The following is a 17297-nucleotide window of genomic DNA, read 5'->3' as shown; positions in this document are numbered from 1 at the left end:
ACCGTTATGCAACACGACAAAGACGCGGCAGTCATCGACAACGGGAACAAGGTGCGCCGCTGGATCACCTACGTGGCCGGGATATACATCCTCACCCTCGGTCTCAGCCTGGCCATCAGGGCGGCGATCGGCATTTCCCCGCAGAGCAGCCTCACCCGCACCATGACGCTGGTCTTCACACCGTTGAGTCAGGGTAATTACAATCTCATCCTCGAGGTCATCATGCTCGTGCTGACCTTCCTGGTCCGCCCGAAGGCCTTCAAGGCGAGTTATCTGCTCTCGATGATCCCGGCGCTGGTGCTGGCCCTGCTCCTCGATCTCAACCTGTGGCTCACCGAGTGGATCCATCTCGAGCCGTACACGGCCAACCTGGTCCTGCTGGTCTTCGCCGATGCGATGCTGGCGCTCGGTCTGTTCCTGATGATCCGCGCGAATCTGATCCTGATGCCGATCGATCTGTTCGTGAACACCATCCAGCAGATGACCGGCCGGAAATGGGGCAATATCAAGACGGTCTTCGACTGCACCCTGCTCGCGCTTTCGGTAGGCATCGGGCTCGTGTTCCTCGGCGCACCGCATTTCATTCGCGAAGGGACGATCATCAACGCGATTCTCGTGGGGCAATACGTGAAGGGATATTTCTTCCTGTACGAGAAGTTCGCGGCCCGAAAGCGGCCCGCGCAGTTCGTGCCTGCACCCGTGGCCGACTAGCCCGAATCGCCACCGCCCGGTCCTGTCGCGCAGGGGCCGGGCAGTGGTCGTTCAGCGACGGACCTTGTAGCTCAGGTGGGTGGCGCGGCGGCCCGGGACGACGACCGGGTCGTCGAGCAGCAGGTGTCCTTTCGCGAGCTTGCCGAAGTAGGAGACGCCCTCGCCGAACAGCACCGGCACGAGGCTCACGCACACCTCGTCGACCAGGCCGAGGTCGAGGGCCTGCTGGATGATCGTCGAGCTGGCGATGGTGACGTTCTTGTCGCCCGCGATCCGCTTGGCCTCGGTGACGGCGGCGGCCACATCGCCGACGAATGTGGTGTTCGGCCAGCGCTGCGCGGCGTCGTCCGGGGCGTGATGGGTGACGACGACAACGGGCGCGCCCACCGGGTGCTTGTCGCCCCAACCGTTGGTCATGTCGAACAGACGGCGGCCCGCGATGAGAGCGCCCGTGTTGTCGATCCACTCGCGCAGCACCTGTGCGCCTGCCTCGTCGACCTGCAGCGACCGCTCGCTGCTCGCGCTCGGCACGGTCACCTCGCCGCCCTCGTACCACTCGAACAGTTCGCCGATCCCGTCGTCGGGGTCGGCGACGAATCCGTCCAGCGACATCGTCATATGCGTGAATACTTTGCCCATGCTCGCGCCTCCTGGCGAAACGGTTGTCATCGATATAGACGCACCGTGCGCACGGAACTCATCGGTGCGAAATCCTTTCGATCGCCAGGTGTGGCGACCATGGCACGCGCCTGTCGGGCCCTGGCGCGTAAGGACCGGGTGGTGGCGTGCGCGGACCTGGGAACGGCGACCGGACCGCCATAACGTGGTCTTCACCGGTCAGAAAACACCGGCTGACCTCGAAAGAAGGCTAGATCATGACCATTCCGACGCATACCCGCGAAATCCACCTCGCCGCCCGCCCGAACGGTGCACCGGTCGCCACCGACTTCGCCCTCGTGGAGCGGGAGCTGCCCGAACTCGCCGACGGACAGATCCTGATGCGCAACACCTGGATGTCGGTCGACCCGTACATGCGCGGCCGGATGGACGACAAGCCGTCCTACATCGCGCCGTTCGAAATCGGTGCGGCACTGGAAGGTTCGGCGATCGGTGAGGTGATCGCGTCGAAAGCGGATATCGCGGTCGGCACCACGGTGACGCACTTCGCCGGATGGCGCGAACACTCCGTCGTCGATGCGGCATCGGTCACTCCCATCGACCCCGAACTCGCTGCCCCACAGCACTTCCTCGGCGCTCTCGGCACTACCGGCCTCACCGCCTACGCCGCCCTGACCGAGGTGGCGAAGGTGGAGCCGGGCGACACGGTGTTCATCTCGGCGGCCGCGGGCGCGGTCGGCAGTGTGGCGGGCCAGATCGCCAAGGCCCTCGGTGCGAAAAGAGTGATCGGTTCCGCGGGTGGCCCGGTCAAGACGCGAAAGGTGCTCGACGAGTTCGGTTTCGACGCGGCGATCGACCACCGCGCCGGTGACCTCGCCGGACAGCTCACCGAAGCCGCACCGGACGGCATCGATGTGTACCTCGACAGCGTCGGCGGTGAACACCTCAAGGTCGCGATCGAGGCGCTCAACCAGCACGGCCGCATCGCCCTGGTCGGCGCCATCAGCGGCTACAACGGCGCGACCACCCATTCCACCCCCGACCTCTACCTCGCGGCGACCAAGGAAATCACCCTGCGCGGCATGCTCGTGACCAGCTACCTCCCCCTCTTCGCCGAGTACATCCCGAAGGCCGCCGCCTGGCTCGCCGACGGCACCCTCCGCACCGCCGAAACCACCTACGAGGGCCTCGACCAAGCCCCCGCCGCCCTCCTCGGCGTCCTCACCGGCGCCAACACCGGCAAGATGCTCGTCCACCTCGCGTGAGGACCAAGATCACCACGCGCTGGCGGCGGCATCGGCCGAGTGCCGTCCGCCACCGGAGCGTGGTGATCGACTGTCCAGGTCAGCGCCAGACCTGGGTGGCTACGCGGGTGAAGTTGCCGCTGAAGAGGGCGGTGCGTTCGACGGGGGTGAAGCCTCGGGCTGCGAGGAGGTCGTCGAGGCTGGGGATGCCGGGGGTTTCGCCGAGGAGGTCTTCGGGTGGGGTCCACTGCAACGGGCCCCAGGCGGTGTAGTCCGCGGAGAAGGCGGCGGGGTTCTCGTGGATCTCGGCGTTGAATTGGTCGCCGTCGAAGGAGTAGTCGGAGCCGATGCCGATGTGGTCGATGCCGACCAGGTCGACGCCGTAGCGGATGTGGTCGGCCATGGCGGCGAGGCGCTCGGCTCGCGCTTCGGGGGCGTTCTCGCCGAGGAAGATGCCGACACCGTTGATGCCGATCACCCCGCCCGTCGCGGCACAGGCGCGAGCCTGGTCGTCGGTGATATTGCGCGGATGTGCCCACAGGGCAGCGAAATTGGAGTGAGAGTAGATCATGGGGGCGGCGGTGTGGGTGGCCAGGTCGAGGCCGGTGCGGCGGGAGCAGTGCGAGCCGTCGACGAACATGCCGACCTCGTTGAGCTTGCGCACCAGGTCTTTTCCGTACGCGGTGAGGCCGGTGTCGACAGTGTCGAGGCAGCCGCAGCCGGCCGCGTTGGCGTGGTTGTAAGTGGGCAGCAGGGAGCGCACGCCGAGTTCATAGAAGACCGCGACGTTGTCGAGGTCACCGTCGAGCGGTGCGGAATCCTCAAGGTCGAAGGCCAGTGAAATCACTTCGGGCGCACCGATATCCCTCACCCGATCGACCAGCCGGAACCGTGGGTCGGCGGCGGCCTGCTCACGGAACAACCGCAGCAGGGCGAGCGAGCCGGCCTTGGTCTCCCCCGAATACCCGACATTCACCGACAGATACGACCCGAGCGGGTAGCGCGCCAGATCCGCGACCCGTGCCGTCGGCAACAACGGCAGACAGCAATGCTGCTCCCAGAGCATGGACACACCTCCCCATCGTTATCCGTGACCTGCGATCCTACGTTTCGCAACGCTATCGGCACCGGACCGACGCTAACGCGATGTCTGATTCGTCCGATTGATCAGTACTGCGTCCCTTTGCTCGAAGGCGGTGCGACATGCGTCGCTTCCTCGTCCTGCTCGCTTGCTTCGCGGCGGCTGTCGGCCTTTCGACACTGCCCGCCGCGGCGACCCCCTCCTACTGCGGTCTCGCGTGGGGCTCGCTCGACAAGTCGAGTCCGAACTACTCCTCGGGTGTCGTGCGCGATGTGCGCGCGGGCCGACACGATTGCTACGACCGTCTCGTGATCGACCTCACCGGACCGCAGGCCGGATACCGGGTGGGCTACGTCGGCACCGTCGCCCAGGACGGTTCCGGTGCGGGCGTCCCGCTGCGCGGCGGCGCGTTCCTGCAGGTCACCGTACTGGCACCCGCACACGACGACGCAGGCGCGAGCACCTACCTGCCGAGTAACCGCAGCGACCTCGTGAACGTGAACGGCTACCAGACCTTCCGTCAGGTCGCCTGGGCCGGTTCGTTCGAGGGCCAGACCACCCTCGGGCTCGGCGTGCGCGCCCGGCTGCCATTCCGTGTGTTCACCCTCGAAGGCCCGTCCCGTGTGGTGATAGACGTCGCGCACTATTGGTGAGTCACGTCGGCAACAATGTGGGGATGAGCGGCGTTGAGCAGAATGTGACCGATCCCTACCTCTGGCTCGAAGACGTAACCGCCGAACCGGCGCTGGACTGGGCCCGTGCCCGCAACGAGGTGGTCGCGGACCGATTCGCGAACACCGAACGGTTCGCCGACCTCGAGCAGCGCATCCTCGCGATGCTCGACGACGACACCAAGATCGCCTATCCCGCGCGGCGCGGACCGTGGCTGTACAACTTCTGGCGCGACGCCGAGCACCCGCGCGGGCTGTGGCGGCGGACGACGTTCGAGTCGTATGCCACCGAGAATCCCGAGTGGGATGTGCTGATCGATGTCGACGCGCTCGCCGAGGCCGATGGGGAGAACTGGGTGTGGGGTGGGGCCGCGGTGCTTCGGCCGTCGCAGGAACGCGCCATCATCCACCTGTCGCGCGGTGGTGCCGATGCCACGGTCGAACGCGAATTCGACATGACCACAAGAGAATTCATCGCCCCTGAGGACGGCGGGTTCTTTCTGCCCGAGGCCAAGTCAAGAATCGGCTGGATCGACGCCGACACCGTCTACGTCGGCACTGATTTCGGACCGGCGTCACTCACCGATTCGGGCTACCCCCGCATCGCGAAGCGCTGGCGGCGCGGCACCGAACTATCGGCCGCCGAAACGGTTTTCGAGGGCAAGCCGAGTGATGTGTCGATCGGCGCCGGATACGACAGGCACCCCGGTTACGAACGGCACTACCTGTATCGATCGACGGACTTCTTCAATTCCGAGGTCTCCCTGCTCATCGACGGTGAATGGCGACTGGTGGAAACACCGACCGACGCCGACGTCGACTGGTACCGCGACTGGCTGCTGGTGCGACTGAAGACCGAGTGGGCCCCCGCCGACACCACCTTCCCGGCGGGCAGCTTGCTGGTCACCGATATCAATGACTTCCTCGCGGGTGGAAGGCAGTTCGAGGTACTGTTCGCCCCCGATCCGCACACCTCGCTGGAATCGTGGGGCTGGACCGAGAACCACCTGATCCTCACCACCCTGCGCGATGTGCAGACGGGCCTGCGCGTCCTCACCCCCGGCCCCGACGGCTGGGCGAGCGCGGACCTCCCCGACACCCCCGCCATGTCGAGCACCTCCGTGAGCAATCTCGACCCGGTGGAAGGTGGCGACGAATTCATGCTCACCACTACCGGTTTCACCACCCCGACCACCCTCCTGAACAGCGCGGTCGGCGAAACTCCCGCGCTGTTGAAGCAGGCACCCGCGTACTTCGACGCCGACGGCATCGAAACCGAGCAGTTTTTTGCCACCTCCGACGACGGAACCGCGGTCCCCTACTTCGTGATCCGCCACCGTGATCGCCGCGGCACCCCCGGCCCGACGATCATGAACGGCTACGGCGGCTTCGAAGTCTCCAGAACCCCGGTGTACCTGGGCACGGCGGGCATGGCGTGGCTCGAAAAGGGCGGCACCTACGTGCTGGCCAATATCCGTGGCGGCGGCGAGTACGGGCCCGAATGGCACACGGCCGCACTGAAAGAGCACCGCCACCGCGCCTTCGAGGACTTCGCGGCGGTAGCCCGCGACCTGGTGACCCGCGGCATCACCACCGCCGACCGGCTCGGTGCGATCGGCGGCAGCAACGGCGGTCTGCTGATGGGCGTGATGCTCACCCGCTACCCGGAACTGTTCGGCGCCATCGTGTGCCAGGTGCCGCTGCTGGACATGAAGCGCTACCACCTGCTGCTGGCAGGCGCCTCCTGGATCGCGGAGTACGGCGACCCGGACAAGCCCGAAGAGTGGGCGTTCATCAGCGAGTACTCGCCGTACCAGAACACCGACCCCGGCAAGCAGTACCCGCCGATCCTGCTCGCCACCTCCACCCGCGACGACCGGGTCCACCCGGGGCATGCGCGAAAGATGGCCGCGCTGCTGGAGTCTCAGGACCGCACCGTCTGGTACTACGAGAACATCGAGGGCGGACACGGCGGCGCGGCCGACAACAAGCAGTCGGCGTACCTGTCGGCGCTGGTGTACGAGTTCTTCACGCAGATGCTGATGGAGAGTCGCGGACGGTAGGCGAACCGGCGGTGCCGCTCAGCGGTCGCGCAGCCACTTCTCGACGGCGTCGACGGTCGAGTCCGGGTTGGTGATCCAGCCGTTGTGGCCCAGCGGTTCCGGCTCGAACCGGCGAGTGATCTCGGCGGCGGGCATCTTGCTCAGCAGATGGTCGGCGGAGGTCTGCGGCGTCATCTCGTCGCCCTCGATGGTGATCGACAGCACCGGGAACTTCAGCCGCGCGACACGTTCCTCGTAATCGATATCGGCGCCGACCGGAACGAAGCGGCCGGTCCGGGCCAGGCGGGCCCAGTCCGACATGAGCACCTTGGACTGGCGGCCGTATGCCCGTTTGCCCAGCATGTCACCCGGCCAGAAGCCGGCGAGATTCGACGCGACCGCCACCGCGGCCGTGCCGACGAGCATCCCCGGGCCGAGCACGCCTCGGTAGCCGCGGTAATACGGTGTGCCGGAGGCGATCAGGATCAGTCCGCCGAGCCTGCCGCGCACCCGGGCCGCGTAGAGCACCGACAGCTGGCCGCCCATGCTGTGCCCGAGCAGGTACGGGGTGCTGCTGGGGAAACGGTGCCGCACCACCTGCAGCATCGCCGGAAAATCCACGGCGACCAATTCGTGGTAACCGTAGGTACTTTCGGCACCGGGACGGTGAGTACTACCGCCCTGACCACGCAATTCGCCGATGGCCACATCGAATCCGCGCCCGGCCAGCTGGTGGGCGAAGTATTCGTAGAACTCACCGGGCACGGCGAGGCCGGGCACGATCACGATCACCGGACGCGGGGCGTCGGGGGTCACCGGATGGCGGTGCGGCCCGCGCGCCGGAATCAGCCGCACGGGCAGGGTGGTGCCGTCGGGCACCTGGATCGGGACGGTCTCGACCCGCGCCATCAAGCCCCGACCGCGCCGAGAATCACCCGGCTCAGCACCTGGATCACATCGTCGAGCGGCGGACGAGGATCGGCACCGCTCCAGCCGTCGACCACATAGTTCACCGCGCCGATGATGGCGAGCACCCGCAATTCGTAGTCGCCCGGGGGGATTTCGCCGTGCATGGCCGCGTCCTCGGCGGCGCCCGCCAGCAGCGAACCCCACACCCGGCGTAGCTCGAGGCGGAACTTCTCGACCTTGGGTCCGGCGCCGACCACCTCGACCAGCGCCACCCGCGCCTTGCGCGGATCGGTGCCGATGGTCTCGACGTAAGCGCGCACGGCCGCGTCGATCTGGTCGATCGCGCTGGCGTCGCTCTTCGCCGCGAGGGCGGTAGCCACCGCCTCGCGGGATTCGCGGTCGATCTGCTCGTACAGCTCGAGTAGCAGCGATTCGCGGCCGGTGAACTCCTCGTAGAACTGCCGCGACGACAGTCCGGCGTCCTTACAGATGGCACCGACCGAACTGTTGGCGTACCCGTCGCGCGCGAAGACCGTCAGGCCTGACTCCAGAAAACGCGCACGCCGCTGGCGTTGCCGGTCCTCTACGGGCTGCCCGGCATACATTCGTCCCGTATTCGCATCCTGTGACATTGTCGCTGACAATACCGAAGGGCCCGATCCCCTCGTCATGGATCGGGCCCAACGACAGCCCTCCCGGCTTACCGCGCGTTAGCCGGAAGTTTGCTTCAGATGCGCTCAGTTACCGGAGGTCTGGGCCGAACCGGTGCTCATCGAGCTGGTGAGCAGACTCATCAGCAGGGCGAGGATGCCGCCGTCGCCGCTGCTGCCGGAGTTGGACTCGGTGATGTTGTAAAGCATGGTGCACTCCAAGTTGACACTCTGTGACCTTCTGTCACTGGCGATTTGCCGTCTCGGACGATACCGAAGGCGAATGTGAATAGGAGGTGTTTTAAAGGAATTTCCCCCACTTTTCTGTGAGGACCCACAAGCCCCCGAAAACCAGGGCGGCGGAAAATCCGACTGTGGGCGGAGGGCTCAGGCGGGTGGCGACCCTATGCTCGGTGTGACCGTACGTCACGCACACCCCGGAGGCACCGTTGCCGAACAATCTCGAAGCAAGTATCGACATCGCCGCATCGCCGGAGAAGGTCTGGTCGATTCTCGCGGACCTGAACCGGATGTCGGAGTTCAGCCCGACCACGGTCAAGATGCTGGCGATCGGCGGGGTTCGCGAAGGGGCGCGCACCATCAACTTCAACCGCGACGGCTGGAAGGTCTGGCCGACCAGCTCGCGCATCGTGCGGTTCGTCCCCAACACCGCGCTGGCGTTCCGGATGAACGAGAACCACACCGTGTGGAGCTACGAGCTCGCGCCGACCGCCGCGGGCACCCGCCTCGTCGAGCGACGCACCCTCGACCCCAAGGGAATTCCCGGCTGGATGGGCCCGGTGATCAAGCTCGCCGGTGGCGAGGAGAAGTTCGAGGCCGATCTCGTCTCGGGCATGCACGAGACGCTGCGCAAGATCAAGGCCGCGGCCGAACGCTGACCCGCTCGACCAAGAGCCCGCCGGACCCCTCCGGCGGGCTCTTCGCGTTTGCTACGGAAGATCCTGGCGGACTTCCTCGAAAGCCTGTGCCGTGCGGGTCAGCAGTGCGGTCAGCGTGGCGAACTCCTCGGCGGTGAAGTGGGCGGCCGCGGCGCGTTCCACCGCGATCGCGCGCGCGTCGGCCGCCTCGGTGACCTCTCGGCCCGCCTCGGTCAGCCGCGTCTCGAGGACGTTCCTGTGCCACTCGTGCGGTGAGCGTTCGACCAGGCCACGGTCCACCAGATTGGTCAGGACGGTGTTCATCGTCGGCGGCGTCACCCCTGCCAGCCGGGCAAGAGCGGCAGCCGAGATGCCGGGGTTCTCGGCGAGGTACATCAGTGCGCTGAACTGCGGAACCGTCAGCCCGGCCGGTTTGAGCGCGGCTGTTTTCGCCGCGATCATGGCTTGCTCGGCACGCTTGAGGAACGTGCCCAGCCTCTCGGTCGAGGGCATGGACGTCATGGCTGCATGGTATCCGCCCATTTCGAAGTATCACCCTTGACGAACATTAGAACTCTAATCTACATTTCTGCTCGTTCCATGAGGTGTTGCGTTACATGAACGAGAGGCTTAACCATGATCAGGACCCTCGCGATGGCCGTCACCTGCCTCGCCCTCACCGCCTGCGGCACCGACGCCCCGGCCCCGTCACCGGTCCTGAGCACCGCATATGGACTGCCGGGGGCGGCCGTCTACCCCGAGGGCATCGCGCTCGATCCACGCACCGGAACCAGCTATGTCGGCTCCTACGCCGACGGCACCGTCTTCCGCGCGGGAGCGGACGCGGCGACGGCCGAGGTGTTCCTCCCGGCAGGCGCCGACGGCCGTAAGACAACCAACGGACTACAGGTGGACCGCGACGGCAGGCTGTGGGTGATCGACTCGACCGCGGGAGTCATGGTGTACGACATTGGTTCTCGTGCCCTGCTCGCCCGGTTCGACGTCCCGGACGACCGCCCGCGCTTCGTCAACGACCTCGCCTTCGGCGCCGACGGCAGCGCCTACCTCACCGACAGCATCCGCAATGTCGTCTACCGCGCCACCCTCGCGAACGCCACGGAAGGCCGGGGCGAGCTCACCGTCGCCGCCGACCTCGCACCGGTCCTCGGACCACGCGACCCGAAGACCTTCGAGCTCAACGGGATCGTCGCCGACGAGGCGGGCACCTACCTGCTCGTCGTCGCGATGTCGGCGGGCGAGCTGTACCGGATCGACCTCACCGGCGCCGAGCCGATCCGCGAGGTGACACTGACCGGCGGCACCGTGCGCAACGGCGACGGCCTGGAACTGCGCGGCGACACGCTGTGGGTGGTGCACAACACCGACAACACCATCAGCCGCTGGACCGTCACCGACCACGGCGGTGCGGCCACGCGGGAACGCGAATTCCACGATCCGGCCCTGAGCACCCCCACCACGATGGTGCATTCCGGGGACCGGGCGCTGATCGTGTCGTCGCAATTCGACAAGGGCGGACCGATGGGCAGCGACGAGAAGCCGGGGCCGTTCGTGGTGTCAGCGATCGACGGGTTCTGACCGCACGAATTCCTCCAGCACAGTGACGAATTCGTCGGGCTGTTCGACCTGCGGGGAATGCCCGGCGTGCTCGACCAGATGCGTGCGCGCCCCGGCGGCGGCGAACCGGGCGAGGGTGGCGGTGGCGTCGTAGAGGTGGTCGTGGCGGCCGTGCACGGCGAGCACCGGTACGTCCAGCGCCGCCACCCTGGCATCGAGCGGCCGGGCGGCGAAGTCGTCGGCGCGGGCACCGACGGCATAGGCCAGGCCCGTCGGCGCCGCCGAACGGAAGTCGCGCACGACCGCCTCCGCGAGACCGGGCACCGACGCGTAGCGGAACCGCGGCGCGAACAAGGTCCGATTGCCTTGGCGGATCACGAAACCCGGCGTCCAGCGCTGCGCGAGCCGCACCGACCACGGGCGGACCACCCGCCGGGCGAACCCCGGAATCCGCGCGGCCGTGTAGTCCGGGCTCTGCCCGACCACCACCGCCCGTGTCACACGGGGCAGCGTTGCCAGCTCGAGCGCGATCTCCGCGCCGAACGAATGGCCGACCACCGTCACATCGGACAGATCGAGCTCCGCGAGCAGGGCCGCGATGGGCGCCGATCTGGCCGGGGCGGCGAAATCCGCCGGAGCGGCGCGAAGGTCCACCCGGATCACCCGGAAACGGGGAGTCAGCCGCTCGGCGGCGGCGCCGAACCATTCGACCGAACCCGGGATCCCGTGCACGCACACAATCGCCGGGCCCGCGCCTTCGTCGAGAAACTCCACCACTCGAGCCTAGCGCGGCCATTCGATAGCGTATGGCTGTGAAGTCACCCTCCGCTCGCAGGCTCAGTGCCGACGACTGGGTCGCCGCCGCGATCGTCGCCCTCGGCGAGAACGGTCTGGCCGGTGTGGCCGTCGAGCCGCTCGCCAAACGTCTCGGCGCCACCAAGGGCAGCTTCTACTGGCATTTCAAGGACCGCCCGGCCCTCGTCGACGCCGTCCTCGCGCACTGGGAACGCGAGGGCACCGACGCGGTGATCGCCGCGCTGGACAAGCTCACCGACCCGGCGCAGCGGCTACGGGTGCTGTTCACCGATGTCATCGACTACGCCACCGAAGGCCGCGAGGAACTGGCGTTGCTGGCCGCCATCGACCAGCCGGCGGTCGCCGCTGCCATGCGACGGGTCGCGGCGCGGCGGATCGAGTACGTGGCCGCGCAGTTGCGTCTGCTCGGAGTGGCCGCACAGCAGGCGGATACGCGGGCGGCGGTGGCCGTCGGCATCTATCACGGGATCAATCAGCTGGCGCGGGTGTCGCCCGAAAGCTTGCCCGCGACCAGCGAATTGGTCGATTCGATTCTCGAACGGCTGGTGTAATCAGTCGAGGCCGAGCTTGACGAAAGTCCAGTAGAGCAGCCGGGCGCGCAGCGGCCATCGGTACGGTGCGGGCGGTGCGCCGACGGCGGTTTCGGCGTTGTCCAGCAGTTCCTCGAGCAAGGCGTCGTGCAGTGGTCGGATGGCGAGGTGCCAGCCCAGGAATCCGGATACGCCTCGGGTTTCGGCCGAGATCACATGGCGCAGGGCGCTTGACGCGTCTTTGCCGATCACCTCGAAGGTGTGGGTGCCCTCGAGCATGAAACCGGGCGTGAAGGTGAACTCGACGAATTCACCTGGGCGGTAGGCGGTGCAGGTGTAGAGAGTCGAACCGTGGCCGCCCGTCGCGCCTTCGGCCAGTGGGCCGTCCAGCTCCAGCGGTGGCCATTTCTCGCTGGGCCACAACGGGTTTCCCGCAATCGCCACGTTGTCGAGCAGTTCGCCGACCTGTGCGGCCGGTGCCTGAATTGTTCGCTCGTGAATGTTGCGGATCATTCATCCAACCTCTCAGCGGTGCCCCTGCGCAAACCATACGCATGCGTATGGAGCGTGTCCAGGCCGGTCGTGGGCGGATTTCGAGCGCCCCACAGGTGGCGTTATCTGCGCCGGTCGAATACGCTTCGCCGCGGATGAAACGCCTCATGGAGGGACAAGTGATCACTCCGAACAGGCCGGAGACCGTAGCCGAGGCTCGCCACCCCGTGCCGCTGACCCAGCTGATACACCTCATGGCGGAGTACCAGCAACTCGGTGCGCACCGCGACACCTTCCTGGCCACTCCGGCCGACGACACCTTCGTGCGCGGGTGCGGCATCGTCGCGGGCTGCATCGCGTTCATCGGGGTGATCTGCCTGATCGTCGGCGCGTGGCCCGGTGCCGTCGCGCTGCTCATGATCGCGGCGGTCCCGGTGATGCTCGCCTTCCGGCGCGGAATCATCAACCGGCAGAACCGCGCCGCCCGCATCGACCTGTTCGAATACGGGGTCACGGTGTACCACTCGGGTCAGCGCGTCGCCGGATTCCGGTGGGACACCACCGAGGTGCGGCAGGAGGAAATCCCCTTCCACGACACGGTTCCCGTCGTCTACCGCCTCGAACTCACCGGTCCCGCGGGCCGCGCCGAAATCGACGAAGAGGGATTCGCCCGCGCCCGCGAATGGGCACGCGCCATCCAATCCGCCGTCACCGCAACCCAACTCCCCCTCGCCGTCGCCGCCATCGACAACGGCGAAACCGTGAACTTCGGCGACCTCGGCCTCTCCCTCGACGCCCTCACCTACAAGGGCGAACCCTTCCCCTGGACCAACATCCAACTCATCGACGCCCGCAGCGGCCACATCCGCCTCAAAGTCGCAGGCATGTGGATGTCCCTGGCCCCCGTCAACACCATCCCCAACTTCTACATCTTCAACGAACTAGCCGAACGCCTGCGCCTGACGCCCGTCGGCTAGATCGGACTGCCCTCAGGCACGATCGCGTTTGCCTTCGCCTGCTCATCGGTTGCGCCCGACTACTCGCCGGGTGACGGTGTACTTGCGGACAGTGCGGGCGAACGCCACTTCACGCTCCTGTCGGACAGACCGAAGGCCGGTCCACTCGAGAGTGGACCGGCCTTCGTGGACTTGTTGAACTAGCTGATCAGGGGATCAGAAGTCCATGCCGCCCATGCCGCCGGTGGGGTCGGCCGCGGGGGCCGCCTTTTCCGGCTTGTCGGCGACGACGGCCTCGGTGGTGAGGAACAGGGCCGCGATGGAGGCCGCGTTCTGCAGGGCCGAACGGGTGACCTTGACCGGGTCGGCGACGCCGGCGGCCAGCAGGTCCTCGTACTCGCCGGAGTCGGCGTTCAGGCCGGAACCCGCGGGCAGGTTCGAGACCTTCTCGGCGACCACGCCGGGCTCGAGGCCGGCGTTGAAGGCGATCTGCTTCAGCGGGGCCGACAGCGCGACGCGCACGATGTTGGCACCGGTTGCTTCGTCGCCGGTCAGCTTCAGGTCGTCCAGTGCGGGCGCCGACTGCAGCAGGGCCACGCCACCACCGGCGACGATGCCCTCTTCGACGGCGGCCTTGGCGTTGCGCACGGCATCTTCGATGCGGTGCTTGCGCTCCTTGAGCTCGACCTCGGTAGCGGCACCGGCCTTGATCACCGCGACGCCGCCGGCCAGCTTGGCCAGACGTTCCTGCAGCTTCTCACGGTCGTAGTCCGAGTCCGAGTTCTCGATCTCGGTGCGGATCTGCGCCACGCGGCCCTTGATGGCCTCCGCGTCGCCCGCGCCCTCGACGATGGTGGTCTCGTCCTTGGTGACGACGACCTTGCGCGCCTGGCCGAGCAGCTCGAGACCGGCGGTCTCCAGCGACAGGCCGACCTCTTCGCTGATGACCTCGCCACCGGTGAGGATGGCGATGTCGGCCAGCTGGGCCTTGCGACGGTCACCGAAGCCCGGGGCCTTGACGGCGACGGACTTGAAGGTGCCACGGATCTTGTTCACGACCAGGGTCGACAGGGCCTCGCCCTCGACGTCCTCGGCGATGATCAGCAGCGGCTTGCCGGCCTGGATGACCTTCTCCAGCAGCGGCAGCAGGTCCTTGACGGTCGAGATCTTCGACGACACGAGCAGGATGTACGGGTCCTCGAGGACCGCTTCCTGACGCTCGGGGTCGGTGACGAAGTAACCGGAGATGTAGCCCTTGTCGAAGCGCATACCCTCGGTGAGCTCCAGCTGGAGCCCGAAGGTGTTGCTCTCCTCGACGGTGATGACACCTTCCTTGCCGACCTTGTCCATCGCCTCGGCGATGAGCTGGCCGATGGCCGGGTCACCGGCGGAGATACCCGCGGTGGCGGCGATCTGCTCCTTGGTGTCGATCTCCTTGGCGGAGTCGAGCAGCTTGGCGGTGACGGCCTCGACGGCCTTCTCGATGCCGCGCTTCAGGCCCAGCGGGTTCGCGCCGGCCGCGACGTTGCGCAGACCTTCACGCACGAGCGCCTGGGCGAGCACGGTAGCGGTGGTCGTACCGTCGCCGGCGACGTCGTCCGTCTTCTTGGCGACTTCCTTGACCAGCTCGGCGCCGATCTTCTCGTACGGGTCCTCGAGGTCGATCTCCTTGGCGATGGACACACCATCGTTGGTGATCGTGGGGGCGCCCCACTTCTTCTCGAGCACGACGTTGCGACCCTTCGGGCCCAGCGTCACCTTGACAGCGTCGGCGAGGGCGTTCAGACCCCGCTCGAGACCGCGACGGGCCTCTTCGTCGTACGCAATTGTCTTGGCCATTGCGTTGAGATCCTCCACATGTCTATGGCTGACACACGAGACGACCACAGGTTGGATCGTCCCCAAGTACGCTGGCCAGGTGCGGTGCCCGCGACGGACGACCGAGGGTGTCGATGGAACCCGATCTCACCGTCCCGACCTGGCACTCAACAGACGTGAGTGCCAAGGCCATTTTTAGCACTCGAGTGACGAGAGTGCAAGGTCGCCTCCGGCACGAACCGCCGCGCCGGAGGCGACGGGATCAGGATTCTTCCTGCGCGGCGAGGAACTGGCTCAGCAGTTCGACGAGTTCGGCTTCTACAACAGCCTTGTCCAGGCCGAGGTCACTGAGCACACCCGAGCCGTTCTCGTGCTCGAGCAGCGCGAGCAGGATGTGCTCGGTGCCGATGTAGTTGTGGCCGAGGCGAAGCGCCTCGCGAAAAGTCAGTTCCAGCACCTTCTTGGTTTCCCCGTCGAACGGGATGAGCGCGGGCACCTCGTCGGCGGCACCGGGTAGCCCCGCGGTGGCCGCCGCGCGAACAGCGTCGAGTTCGACACCCCTGGCCTCGATTTCCTTGGCCGCGAGACCTTCTCGCTGACCGATCAGGGCCAGGATCAGATGGCCGAGAGTGATCTGGTCGTTGTTCGCCGCCCGCGCCGACTCCTGCGCGTCGACGACGACCTGCCGCGCACGCGGGGTGAACTTGGCGAACCCGGCCTGCGGGTCCATCGCGGCGGCGTCGCCGGGCCGCTTGGGAACGAAGCGCTTCTGCGCGGCCTGCTTGCTGACGCCCATGCTGGCGCCGATCTCGGTCCAGGAGGCGCCGGAGCGGCGTGCCTGGTCGACGAAGTGGCCGATGAGGTGGTCGGCGACCTCGCCCATGTGATCGCCGACGACGACGGCGTCGGTGAGTTGTTCGAGGACGTTGTCGGGGCGGGCCTTCTTGATGCCGTCGATCAGATCGTCGAGGCGGATGTTCGGTGTGCTCATGCGTCAACTCTAAGTTGACGATCACCTATGCGTCAACTGCTAGTTGACGATTAAATCGGTGGCAGAGTGTGGGCATGGGGAGAATCCTGGGGTGGGGCCTGCGCTGCGCGGGCGTGCTGGTGACTATGGTTTGTCTGGTCGCGGCGGGTCGTTTCCTGTTTTCGCAACCGGGCATCGGGGAGATACCCGGTGCCACGGAACGGCAGCTGGCGTTTCTGCGTTCGGCATTGGACGACGGCTCCGATTCCGCAGCGCAGCAACTGTTTCCGGAAGGGCATCTGTTCTCGAACGTGCTCTACGGACTCAGCTGGGTGCAGGCGGCGCATGCCGATTCCGATCTCCGTGACGAGGCGGTGCGCGAATCACGGTGGGCGCTGGCACGAATGGAGTCCGAGGAGGGGCGGGCGGTATTCGATCCGCAATTGCAACCCGCGTACGGGATCTTCTGGGCGGGATGGACGAATTGGTTGCGCGGGGCGATCCTGACTCTCGACCGCTCTGATTCAGTTGCAGTACAACGGTTTTCCGCGCAAACAGAGGAAATCGCGCAGGCATTCGCGGCCTCGGAGACACCGTTTCTGCAGGCGTATCGCGGGCAGGCGTGGCCGGTGGACTCCACCGTCGCCAACGCCTCGTTGCGGTTGCACGACAAGCTGTTCGGTGCGCGGTATTCGGCGGTGATCGAACGCTGGGTGAACCAAGCCGAGGCGCGGCTCGATCCGTCCACAGGGCTGCTCCCCCACCAGGTTTCCGCTTCGGACGGCTCGCTGGTCGAAGGGTCGAGGGCGACCTCGCAGACGATGATCCATCGATTCCTGCCCGAGATCGACCCGGCATTCGCCCAGGCGCAATACGCGCTGTATCGCGACCGATTCGTGGCTTACCCAGGCAGTTTCGGTCCCGCACTTCGCGAATACCCGAAGGGGGTGGAGGGCAGCGGCGACGTGGACTCGGGGCCGCTGATCGCGGGTGTGAGCCTGTCGGCCACGGTGGTCGCCCAGGGTGCCGCCCGCGTCAACGGTGACGACACCCTGGCCCGCGCCTTGGCCGCCGAAGGCGAACTGCTCGGCCTGCCGATCGACCTGCCCGGCTCGAAACGCTATGCGCTCGGCCTTGTTCCGATCGGTGACGCCTTCGTCGCGTGGTCGTCGACAGCCCGGCTCCTGACCGCCGAACCACCTTCTGCCACCTACGAATTGCGCTGGTGGTGGCGCCTCCCGTGGCTCACGGTGCTCACCCTGATCGCCCTCGCCCCGTGGGCCGGGCAGATCACCGCAGCCGTGAGAAGCCCCGCCCGGCGCAATCGGTGCTGACC

Annotated in this window: 19 protein-coding genes; 9 read left to right on the top strand and 10 right to left on the bottom strand. The window is 66.8% G+C overall.

What is annotated here, in order from left to right; translation table 11 throughout:
- Nucleotides 1-6: 6 nt before the first annotated feature.
- Nucleotides 7-711 (top strand): YczE/YyaS/YitT family protein, encoded by a 705-nt coding sequence (locus NI2_RS00820; RefSeq protein WP_067484660.1) that lies wholly within the window; start codon nt 7-9, stop codon nt 709-711.
- A gap of 51 nt (nt 712-762) precedes the next feature.
- Here the strand turns inward: NI2_RS00820 and NI2_RS00815 are convergent, their stop codons facing one another.
- Nucleotides 763-1350 carry a dihydrofolate reductase family protein gene (locus tag NI2_RS00815; protein ID WP_067484659.1) on the bottom strand — a complete coding sequence of 196 codons (588 nt, stop codon included), beginning with the start codon at nt 1348-1350 and terminating at the stop codon, nt 763-765.
- Between the two features lie 236 nt (nt 1351-1586).
- On the opposite strand from NI2_RS00815, the gene NI2_RS00810 reads away from it, so the two are divergent.
- A complete protein-coding gene (locus tag NI2_RS00810) occupies nt 1587-2594 on the top strand; it encodes an NADP-dependent oxidoreductase (RefSeq protein ID WP_067484658.1) in 1008 nt (335 codons plus the stop codon).
- Between the two features lie 79 nt (nt 2595-2673).
- Here the strand turns inward: NI2_RS00810 and NI2_RS00805 are convergent, their stop codons facing one another.
- On the bottom strand, nt 2674-3639 hold the full coding sequence (locus NI2_RS00805; protein ID WP_084475768.1) for a dipeptidase: 966 nt from the start codon (nt 3637-3639) through the stop codon (nt 2674-2676).
- A 137-nt stretch (nt 3640-3776) separates the two neighbouring features.
- Here NI2_RS00805 and NI2_RS00800 point away from each other — a divergent pair, with 137 nt between their 5' ends.
- A complete protein-coding gene (locus NI2_RS00800; RefSeq protein ID WP_067484654.1) occupies nt 3777-4307 on the top strand; it encodes an AMIN-like domain-containing (lipo)protein in 531 nt (176 codons plus the stop codon).
- A gap of 23 nt (nt 4308-4330) precedes the next feature.
- Entirely contained in the window at nt 4331-6388 is a 2058-nt protein-coding gene (locus NI2_RS00795; protein WP_067484653.1) for a prolyl oligopeptidase family serine peptidase, read from the top strand.
- A gap of 18 nt (nt 6389-6406) precedes the next feature.
- Here NI2_RS00795 and NI2_RS00790 read toward each other — a convergent pair whose 3' ends face one another.
- The 3 genes from NI2_RS00790 to NI2_RS34830 form a co-directional block, all read right to left on the bottom strand.
- Nucleotides 6407-7276 carry an alpha/beta hydrolase family protein gene (locus NI2_RS00790; protein ID WP_067484651.1) on the bottom strand — a complete coding sequence of 290 codons (870 nt, stop codon included), beginning with the start codon at nt 7274-7276 and terminating at the stop codon, nt 6407-6409.
- On the bottom strand, nt 7276-7908 hold the full coding sequence (locus NI2_RS00785) for a TetR/AcrR family transcriptional regulator (RefSeq protein ID WP_243749766.1): 633 nt from the start codon (nt 7906-7908) through the stop codon (nt 7276-7278). Before NI2_RS00785 ends, NI2_RS00790 begins: the two co-directional genes overlap by 1 nt.
- Before the next feature lie 105 nt (nt 7909-8013).
- Entirely contained in the window at nt 8014-8136 is a 123-nt protein-coding gene (locus NI2_RS34830; RefSeq protein WP_255283991.1) for a hypothetical protein, read from the bottom strand.
- A 239-nt stretch (nt 8137-8375) separates the two neighbouring features.
- Here NI2_RS34830 and NI2_RS00780 point away from each other — a divergent pair, with 239 nt between their 5' ends.
- The gene (locus tag NI2_RS00780) at nt 8376-8825 is read left to right on the top strand and encodes an SRPBCC family protein (RefSeq protein ID WP_067484645.1); all 450 of its coding nucleotides are present in this window, start codon (nt 8376-8378) and stop codon (nt 8823-8825) included.
- A 51-nt stretch (nt 8826-8876) separates the two neighbouring features.
- Here NI2_RS00780 and NI2_RS00775 read toward each other — a convergent pair whose 3' ends face one another.
- Nucleotides 8877-9326 carry a MarR family winged helix-turn-helix transcriptional regulator gene (locus NI2_RS00775; protein ID WP_133733863.1) on the bottom strand — a complete coding sequence of 150 codons (450 nt, stop codon included), beginning with the start codon at nt 9324-9326 and terminating at the stop codon, nt 8877-8879.
- 114 nt (nt 9327-9440) lie between these two features.
- Between NI2_RS00775 and NI2_RS00770 the strand changes: the two genes are divergently transcribed.
- Nucleotides 9441-10400 (top strand): SMP-30/gluconolactonase/LRE family protein, encoded by a 960-nt coding sequence (locus tag NI2_RS00770; RefSeq protein ID WP_067484642.1) that lies wholly within the window; start codon nt 9441-9443, stop codon nt 10398-10400.
- On the opposite strand, the gene NI2_RS00765 is transcribed toward NI2_RS00770, so the two are convergent.
- A complete protein-coding gene (locus NI2_RS00765; RefSeq protein ID WP_166655735.1) occupies nt 10380-11153 on the bottom strand; it encodes an alpha/beta fold hydrolase in 774 nt (257 codons plus the stop codon). The two genes, NI2_RS00770 and NI2_RS00765, sit on opposite strands and share 21 nt — an antisense overlap.
- A gap of 38 nt (nt 11154-11191) precedes the next feature.
- On the opposite strand from NI2_RS00765, the gene NI2_RS00760 reads away from it, so the two are divergent.
- Nucleotides 11192-11746 carry a TetR/AcrR family transcriptional regulator gene (locus tag NI2_RS00760; protein ID WP_208115321.1) on the top strand — a complete coding sequence of 185 codons (555 nt, stop codon included), beginning with the start codon at nt 11192-11194 and terminating at the stop codon, nt 11744-11746.
- Here NI2_RS00760 and NI2_RS00755 read toward each other — a convergent pair whose 3' ends face one another.
- Entirely contained in the window at nt 11747-12238 is a 492-nt protein-coding gene (locus NI2_RS00755; protein WP_067484633.1) for a hypothetical protein, read from the bottom strand.
- 158 nt (nt 12239-12396) lie between these two features.
- On the opposite strand from NI2_RS00755, the gene NI2_RS00750 reads away from it, so the two are divergent.
- The gene (locus tag NI2_RS00750; protein WP_243749767.1) at nt 12397-13194 is read left to right on the top strand and encodes a DUF6585 family protein; all 798 of its coding nucleotides are present in this window, start codon (nt 12397-12399) and stop codon (nt 13192-13194) included.
- A gap of 195 nt (nt 13195-13389) precedes the next feature.
- Here NI2_RS00750 and groL read toward each other — a convergent pair whose 3' ends face one another.
- Both groL and NI2_RS00740 read right to left on the bottom strand, forming a co-directional pair.
- Entirely contained in the window at nt 13390-15012 is a 1623-nt protein-coding gene (groL, locus tag NI2_RS00745) for a chaperonin GroEL (protein WP_067485808.1), read from the bottom strand.
- A gap of 241 nt (nt 15013-15253) precedes the next feature.
- Nucleotides 15254-15982: a Clp protease N-terminal domain-containing protein gene (locus tag NI2_RS00740; protein WP_067484629.1), complete on the bottom strand. Its 729-nt coding sequence runs from the start codon at nt 15980-15982 to the stop codon at nt 15254-15256.
- Nucleotides 15983-16056: 74 nt separating this feature from the next.
- Here NI2_RS00740 and NI2_RS00735 point away from each other — a divergent pair, with 74 nt between their 5' ends.
- Nucleotides 16057-17295, top strand: a complete 1239-nt coding sequence (locus tag NI2_RS00735; protein ID WP_067484627.1) for a hypothetical protein — start codon at nt 16057-16059, stop codon at nt 17293-17295.
- Nucleotides 17296-17297 lie beyond the last annotated feature (2 nt).

Origin of the sequence: Nocardia ignorata NBRC 108230 (genome assembly GCF_001612905.1) — a bacterium.
Classification (GTDB): Bacteria; Actinomycetota; Actinomycetes; order Mycobacteriales; family Mycobacteriaceae; genus Nocardia; species Nocardia ignorata.
This window is presented reverse-complemented; position numbering and strand designations above follow the sequence as displayed.

Coding starts and splice junctions, on each gene's coding strand:
- NI2_RS00820 (WP_067484660.1), top strand. CDS start 7: ATGCAACACGACAAAGACGCGGCAGTCATCGACAACGGGAACAAGGTG.
- NI2_RS00815 (WP_067484659.1), bottom strand. CDS start 1,350: ATGGGCAAAGTATTCACGCATATGACGATGTCGCTGGACGGATTCGTC.
- NI2_RS00810 (WP_067484658.1), top strand. CDS start 1,587: ATGACCATTCCGACGCATACCCGCGAAATCCACCTCGCCGCCCGCCCG.
- NI2_RS00805 (WP_084475768.1), bottom strand. CDS start 3,639: ATGCTCTGGGAGCAGCATTGCTGTCTGCCGTTGTTGCCGACGGCACGG.
- NI2_RS00800 (WP_067484654.1), top strand. CDS start 3,777: ATGCGTCGCTTCCTCGTCCTGCTCGCTTGCTTCGCGGCGGCTGTCGGC.
- NI2_RS00795 (WP_067484653.1), top strand. CDS start 4,331: ATGAGCGGCGTTGAGCAGAATGTGACCGATCCCTACCTCTGGCTCGAA.
- NI2_RS00790 (WP_067484651.1), bottom strand. CDS start 7,276: ATGGCGCGGGTCGAGACCGTCCCGATCCAGGTGCCCGACGGCACCACC.
- NI2_RS00785 (WP_243749766.1), bottom strand. CDS start 7,908: ATGTCACAGGATGCGAATACGGGACGAATGTATGCCGGGCAGCCCGTA.
- NI2_RS34830 (WP_255283991.1), bottom strand. CDS start 8,136: ATGCTTTACAACATCACCGAGTCCAACTCCGGCAGCAGCGGCGACGGC.
- NI2_RS00775 (WP_133733863.1), bottom strand. CDS start 9,326: ATGACGTCCATGCCCTCGACCGAGAGGCTGGGCACGTTCCTCAAGCGT.
- NI2_RS00770 (WP_067484642.1), top strand. CDS start 9,441: ATGATCAGGACCCTCGCGATGGCCGTCACCTGCCTCGCCCTCACCGCC.
- NI2_RS00755 (WP_067484633.1), bottom strand. CDS start 12,238: ATGATCCGCAACATTCACGAGCGAACAATTCAGGCACCGGCCGCACAG.
- groL (WP_067485808.1), bottom strand. CDS start 15,012: ATGGCCAAGACAATTGCGTACGACGAAGAGGCCCGTCGCGGTCTCGAG.
- NI2_RS00740 (WP_067484629.1), bottom strand. CDS start 15,982: ATGAGCACACCGAACATCCGCCTCGACGATCTGATCGACGGCATCAAG.
- NI2_RS00735 (WP_067484627.1), top strand. CDS start 16,057: ATGGGGAGAATCCTGGGGTGGGGCCTGCGCTGCGCGGGCGTGCTGGTG.